We start from the raw sequence: 6,437 nt of genomic DNA, 5'->3' as shown, positions 1-6,437 counted from the left end.
AATCTGCAAACGCCGCAAAAAGAAACGACCCCGCCGGTACCATTTACCGAAGGTACCCTGATTACGGCCATGAAGACGGCCGGTAAAACGCTTGATGATGAAGCAGCCCAGGCGATTCTCAAAGACGTGCAAGGCATTGGAACAAGTGCGACCCGGGCAAATGTACTGGAAATATTAAAAAAACGCGGCTATCTCGTCACTGAAAAAAATAAGCTGCACGTCAGTGAAGCCGGGATAACATTATGTAAAGCGGTCGAACTCGAACCCTTGCTAACTAGTCCAGAAATGACGGCTAAATGGGAGCAAGCGTTACAGCAAATCAGTACCGAAGAACGCACCCCGGATAACTTTTTGAGCCAAATTAAGAAGTTCGTAGTGAAATTGATCGCTGATGTCCCAACACAATTAACTGGCAGTGCAGCCATTAAGCAACAAATCAATCACCAACAGCAAGCGCAAAAAGTTGCCGAGGTGTTCTTAGAAACACCACAAGTAACTGTCATAAATAAACAAAAGTTTTACATTGTGAAACCCAAGCAAGGCGAGGACTTTACCCTACCCAAGAAATGGATCAGCAAAACATCACGATTGAAGTATATCGGAATCATGGGAACCGGTTATGATGTCGTTGATATTTTACGCTCTCCTATTTACCTTGTAGACTCGATTATTGAGCACTGAGATAAAAATAAAACATAGTTTTTCCAAGATTATAAGGCAAACTATTTACATCCAGATAGCCGTATTAACCAGCTATCTAGATTGTAGTCTTTTTGATATCAGGGATATGGGATATCCAGCAAGATCGTGTTTTAAACTCACGTAATCGTTTACCTAAATGGCCAAATAATTGTCTGTATTAAAAGTCAGCTGTTGATAGCTCCTATAAATTTGAGATGGCCTTGGCTAATTAGTGAGTTCGGACTACTCCCTAACTGACCATTAGGTACCGGCAAGTCTAAATTTTCATAATACTGTTGCCATTCAGGCAAAACAGAGCCGTTAGGGCCAAATACCATTGGGGATAGATGAAATATATTTTCATCTTTAAATGCATTAACCACGTAGTCCGAACAGTAATATCCTGGCTGATCTAATCTGAAGCTCGGATTGTATGGTGCTTCTAACATGGACTTGGCTCGTTTTAGTATTTTGAGGGGATTTATTAAAGGGCTACTCTTCCGATAAACGTCAATCAATCCTTCTTCGGAAATAAATTGATCTAACGGTTGACGAATGCAACCATGGTCTTTGGTTGCATGGAGAACAAAAAAGTCAGTGCCTTCTTTTTCTACTATCCCGATATGGTAATAAGCTAGTGGTCGATCTAAAAACGTTTGTTTTGTGCCTCTAATGATCATCTCTGACAGTTTATTTTGTGCTTTTTTAACAAGTAACAGATCGCCTGTTTTCAAACTAATCAAAATTAGCAGTCTCCCTTCCATTATTCGAATTTTAGTAACCCTTTATTTGACTAATGGGTTACTAATAGCTATAATAACACTGTTTTTGAAAAATCCATACTTGGAGTGATCATATTGAAACGTAGTAACACCACAAGATTATTAACGTTATCTGCAATGATGGTAGCAATCTTAATTATATTAGGCCTCTTCCCTGGTATTCCGTTGGGATTTATTCCAGTACCTATCGTTTTACAAAACATGGGAGTGATGATGAGTGGTGAGTTGTTGGGACCTAGGTATGGGACCATCTCAGTATGTCTATTTTTATTATTAGCCTTCATCGGTATGCCCATACTTTCTGGTGGTAATGGTGGCATGGCTGTCTTTATTGGACCAACTGGCGGCTATCTTATAGCTTGGTTATTTACGCCATTACTAATTGGTCTATTAATTAATCGTTTTCAGATTTACAATAAGTCTTGGATATTTGAACTGCTCATTTTATTATTAGCCGGAGTGATTTTTATTGATTTGGTGGGTGCTATATGGCTCTCTTACCAGTCTCACATTACGCTGATTGCCGCTCTTATTTCAAACTTAGCATTTATACCAGGAGATCTTATTAAAAGTGCTTTAGCAGTTATTATTGTTCGCCGTATTAGAAAAGCAATGCATTTAAGCTTATTTTAGTTATTGTTTATCGCTATTTAATTAGGAGGTGGTTTGATGAAAAATAAATCAACCCAAGAAAAAGTGGTGTTAGAACTTTTGACTAATTTAGATACGTGGGTATCTGGTGACTATCTAGCTAAAAAGTTTCAAGTCAGTCGTGAAACCATCTGGAAGGCTATTAATAATTTAAAAAACAAACGAGATTATCCAATTGTTAGTCGTAAGAAACGTGGGTACATGCTTCATACAGCACCGTATTTAGAAGCCGACTTAATTAATATTTACAGCCATAAGCAATTAACAGATAATCTGCATGTCTTTAAAGAAGTTACATCAACCCAAGATTTAGCAAAGCAATTTTCTAGTAAGCACTGTATTACCAGGCCAACCGTTTTTGTTGCCGATAAGCAGACTAACGGTTATGGAAGACGAGGTCGCTCTTTTTATTCACCACCGACTACAGGCCTTTATCTCAGTATTATTCTGCCTAACCAACAACAAACTGTTATTCAACCCGGACTACTAACAACTGGGATTGCCGTGAGCATCACCCATGTGCTTGAAAAGTTTTATCCAAATAAAGAATTTCAGTTTAAATGGGTAAATGACATCTATCTAAATTATCATAAGGTGGGCGGAATTATTACGGAGTCCATTTTTGATCTTGAACTGGGGGCGGCCTCAGCTTTCATTGTTGGTGTGGGAATAAATTTAACAACTGTCAAGTTTCCAAAAGAGTTGGCAATCAAAGCCCAAGCTATCGATAATGACAATTCAGTTAACCGCAATCAATTAACTGCCGAAATAATCCAAGCAATTATAAACGGATTTTTAGACTATACGAACCCCCAACTATTGGCGGAGTACCGGAAAAAATCGATTGTTTTAGGAAAAGTGGTTTCTTTAAATACTGGGTCAGAAGTTATTCAGGGAGTTGCTCAGAAGATTGAAGATAATGGTGGTATAACCATTAAAAGGATAGATGGAACATTTCAAACCTTTACAAGCGGTGAAGTAATCAAAACTGGTTTTAAGTATAAAGGAGATCATATTGGATAGCTTAATTTATGGATTATGTGTTGATAATACGGGACGTTATGAGCACTACCACAATGATTTTGATATTGCCGCTTTAAACTGTAGCTACTATCGAAAGTGTTTTTCCTACTCTAAATAAGTTAATACTAGGGAAGGGCACCTGATTTAAAAAATGGAGTTTACTACAACTCATTTTTTAAACAGGTGCCCTTTTTTGAACATTATTTGAATAATTTTCCTAGTAATAGTTAATTATAAATGTAATTGCGTTTCATCGGCAATCCTGTACCACTAGGTGCATTCACTAATAAGTACTGAATAACATCTATATTGCCTGATTCGAAGGAAGCGGCACAAGCTTGTAAGTATAGACTCCACATTCGATCAAAACGTTCACCATATTTTTCGATGACTTGATTCCGAACCTTCTGATAGTTTTGGTACCAGATTTCCAATGTTTTTTGGTAATGGCGTCGTAAGGGTTCAATATCTGAAAATTGCAATTGGGCATCCATAATGTGCTTAATATTTTCAGCAACATTGGGAATGTATCCTCCTGGAAAGATGTATTGATTAATAAATGGATCCACACCAGCACCTTCATGTTGTCCAGTAATGCCGTGAATCAATGCTTGTCCTCCTGGGGCCAAAAATTCTTGAACCTTTTTAAAATATAGTCCTAAGTTTTCTTTACCAACATGTTCAAACATGCCCACAGATGTTACGTAATCGTATTGACCAGATACTTCACGATAGTCTTCCAATATTACGTGGACCTGATTTTCTAAGTGTCGTTCCTTTATTTGTGATTGTGTATAGTTATATTGTTCTTGGCTCAAGGTAATACCTGTTGCATCTAGTCCAAACTCTTCAGCAGCCATGAATAATAAAGTTCCCCATCCACTACCAATATCCAATAGTTTACGACCAGGATTAGTGGCTAGCTTACGTAAGATATACCGGACCTTGTTCAATTGTGCTTGTTTCAAAGTGTCGGATTCTTTCTCAAAATAAGCACAAGAATAGGTCATTGTGTCATCTAACCATAGCTTATAAAAATCGTTACCTATGTCATAATGTTTTTGAATATCTTTTTCACTATTTTTTTCAGAATGCGATATTTTGGGTAAGTGTTTTAAGAATGAATTATGAGTTAAAAAACTGTCTTTTTTCCGGTAAGCCGATGCGATTAATGTTTGTATACTTCCATCAATCTCTATGTCACCATTCATATAAGCCTCACCTAGAACCAAGGTAGGCTGACTGGTTAGCGATTTAATTGGAATTTCGTGTTTAAATTGTACCTTAATTTCAGGAACTCCAGCGCCATATTTTTCTTTTTTCCCATTCCAATAAGTTACTTCAATCGTTATGTCAAATGCTTTACTGAATAATTCCTTGTAAACCACTTTGTCTAGCACAAATATCCCTCCATTAAAAAAATAAATTATATAACTAAAATATCATATACAAAAATACGTAATAATTTTCCTATAGATCCTGATTTTTCTGAATAAGACGTCTTGCTAAAAACCAAAACAAAACCGATTGAGTCGCACTATACTGTATAAGCATAGTAGATGTGGGTTCTAAACTAATATTGGCTACAGGGGGCATTTTTATTGTTTCTTGAGAACTCTGGTTATTAAATATTTTTACAAAGTTATCATAGCCTTCTGCAGGTGAAGTATCCGCAAGAATTAGTCGCAATCCTTGCTCTATTTCTGATAGTGAGAATACATTTTTAAATACACCGACCACAATTGCTCCTGCCAAATGTTTTCGTGCATATCTCTTCTTGATTGGAGCCTCAATAATCCCTGCTTTAAAATAATTATGCATCATTGTCTTGGTAATTTTTTCCTCAATCATGGGTTCAACAAAAGAATTGGTGATGTCTAATAATTGATCCAAATGTAAATTGAAGCTTGGTAATTCGCTCCATAACGGTAATCTCGGGAAATTATTTTTAGCGAAAGGCAACTTAGTCATCCTCCTTGCACAGAAATATTAATCAATCTGAACTGCAATTCCAATTAGCCCTGGGCCTGTGTGTACACATAATGCTGGGGAAACATCACCAGTATAAATGGTATGTTTTGGAAAGCTATTTCTAAGTTCGGTTAGTACATGACTTGAAATCGCTTTGTCATTGCCCTGAACGACTGCAAGCCTAAAACTTTCGTTTGTTGAAGCATCTTCGATAGCCAGCTTTAATAACCTTGAAATTGCTTTCTTTTCAGAACGAGCTTTTGCTACTGGGTAATATATGCCATCTGAGTCGCACGATATGACTGGTTTAATATTTAAAACTGATCCCACCATCCCAGCCACTTTGCCAATCCTACCGCCAATTCTAAGATATTTTAATGTTGCAATATAAAAATAGACTTTACTTTTTAGCACGGACTGTTGAACTCGCTTAGTGATTTCTTGGTAATCATAATTAGCATTAATTAAGTCTTCTGCGTATGCTGCAATCAATCCACTACCAATACCAATACTTTTTGAATCAATAACTGTTATGATTGCGTTATTGACATTTTCAGAAGCTATTTTAAAAACCTTATTTGTAACTGATAAGCCGCTGGAGATTGTAATAGCAATGATTTTTTTATAACCTCGTTGCTGCAATTTTTTGATATATTGTGATACCAGTCCAAGAGTTGGACTAGCTGTTTTAGGAATATAACCATCTTCAATTAGTTGATACACTTCCTGAGGTTGAATAGTCACACGATCCAGATACTCGTGGTTGTTTGCTGTCACAACTAAGGGAACAACTTCAACATTTACTTGATTTTTTATTTCCGCGGGAATATCTGATGCGGAATCGACTAATAGTCCAATTTTTTTCATTTTCCCTCCATATAGTCTTGATAACCTTATAAATAGTATTCTACACTATATTATGAGGCTGTCAATACTACTATTATTCCATGATAGATTTTTGAAGTTGGCTTCTGATTATAACTTTCTACGGTGTGAGTCGCGTAGACCTGTAAATTCAAACCATCCACATAAACAAATGGGAAAGAGCAACTAACAAAATTGCGCCTACAGAGGACACCTTAGTACTGGAAAAATCAAAGCAGCTCAAGTTTTCAAGACTGATCAAATTAAACTTTCTATTTGCCATTTTTAAACAATAAAACACGCCAAGCTATTGTCATGGGAACAATAACTTGGTGTGTTTAAGTGTGTGAAAAGTACAAACGAGAGCGTAAAATATCTTGTGTAAATGCATAAAAGATTTCTGAATTGTATAGAAATAGGGAATGCCTTCCCTTATGATATTTAGTAACCACAGAAAACATCACA

General features: G+C 36.5%; 7 protein-coding genes. 3 read left to right on the top strand and 4 right to left on the bottom strand.

Annotated features, from left to right (window positions below):
* The coding region (locus EKM99_RS15200; RefSeq protein ID WP_318531066.1) for a DNA topoisomerase at nucleotides 1–681 on the top strand (681 nt) is incomplete at its 5' end.
* A 185-nt stretch (nucleotides 682–866) separates the two neighbouring features.
* Here EKM99_RS15200 and EKM99_RS15195 read toward each other — a convergent pair.
* Complete coding sequence (locus tag EKM99_RS15195; RefSeq protein WP_225363477.1) at nucleotides 867–1,424, bottom strand: YiiX/YebB-like N1pC/P60 family cysteine hydrolase; 558 nt, start codon at nucleotides 1,422–1,424, stop codon at nucleotides 867–869.
* A gap of 156 nt (nucleotides 1,425–1,580) precedes the next feature.
* On the opposite strand from EKM99_RS15195, the gene EKM99_RS15190 reads away from it, so the two are divergent.
* Both EKM99_RS15190 and EKM99_RS15185 read left to right on the top strand, forming a co-directional pair.
* Nucleotides 1,581–2,096, top strand: coding sequence for a biotin transporter BioY (locus EKM99_RS15190; RefSeq protein ID WP_181074504.1), 516 nt, complete (start codon nucleotides 1,581–1,583; stop codon nucleotides 2,094–2,096).
* A gap of 36 nt (nucleotides 2,097–2,132) precedes the next feature.
* On the top strand, nucleotides 2,133–3,137 hold the full coding sequence (locus EKM99_RS15185; protein WP_125584164.1) for a biotin--[acetyl-CoA-carboxylase] ligase: 1,005 nt from the start codon (nucleotides 2,133–2,135) through the stop codon (nucleotides 3,135–3,137).
* Between the two features lie 227 nt (nucleotides 3,138–3,364).
* Here the strand turns inward: EKM99_RS15185 and EKM99_RS15180 are convergent, their stop codons facing one another.
* The 3 genes from EKM99_RS15180 to EKM99_RS15170 form a co-directional block, all read right to left on the bottom strand.
* Nucleotides 3,365–4,537: an SAM-dependent methyltransferase gene (locus EKM99_RS15180; protein WP_010010282.1), complete on the bottom strand. Its 1,173-nt coding sequence runs from the start codon at nucleotides 4,535–4,537 to the stop codon at nucleotides 3,365–3,367.
* Nucleotides 4,538–4,607: 70 nt separating this feature from the next.
* Nucleotides 4,608–5,099 (bottom strand): DUF1836 domain-containing protein, encoded by a 492-nt coding sequence (locus tag EKM99_RS15175; protein WP_010010281.1) that lies wholly within the window; start codon nucleotides 5,097–5,099, stop codon nucleotides 4,608–4,610.
* 27 nt (nucleotides 5,100–5,126) lie between these two features.
* On the bottom strand, nucleotides 5,127–5,975 hold the full coding sequence (locus EKM99_RS15170) for a DegV family protein (RefSeq protein ID WP_010010280.1): 849 nt from the start codon (nucleotides 5,973–5,975) through the stop codon (nucleotides 5,127–5,129).
* Nucleotides 5,976–6,437: the final 462 nt, after the last annotated feature.

This window comes from Levilactobacillus cerevisiae (assembly GCF_003946245.1).
Lineage (GTDB): Bacteria > Bacillota > Bacilli > Lactobacillales > Lactobacillaceae > Levilactobacillus > Levilactobacillus cerevisiae.
The sequence above is the reverse complement of the archived record's forward strand: the minus strand, read 5'-3'. Positions and strand labels throughout refer to the sequence as shown.

Excerpts from the sequence above, each read along its gene's own strand:
- EKM99_RS15190 (WP_181074504.1), top strand. The coding sequence starts at position 1,581 with ATGATGGTAGCAATCTTAATTATATTAGGCCTCTTCCCTGGTATTCCG.
- EKM99_RS15185 (WP_125584164.1), top strand. The coding sequence starts at position 2,133 with ATGAAAAATAAATCAACCCAAGAAAAAGTGGTGTTAGAACTTTTGACT.
- EKM99_RS15170 (WP_010010280.1), bottom strand. The coding sequence starts at position 5,975 with ATGAAAAAAATTGGACTATTAGTCGATTCCGCATCAGATATTCCCGCG.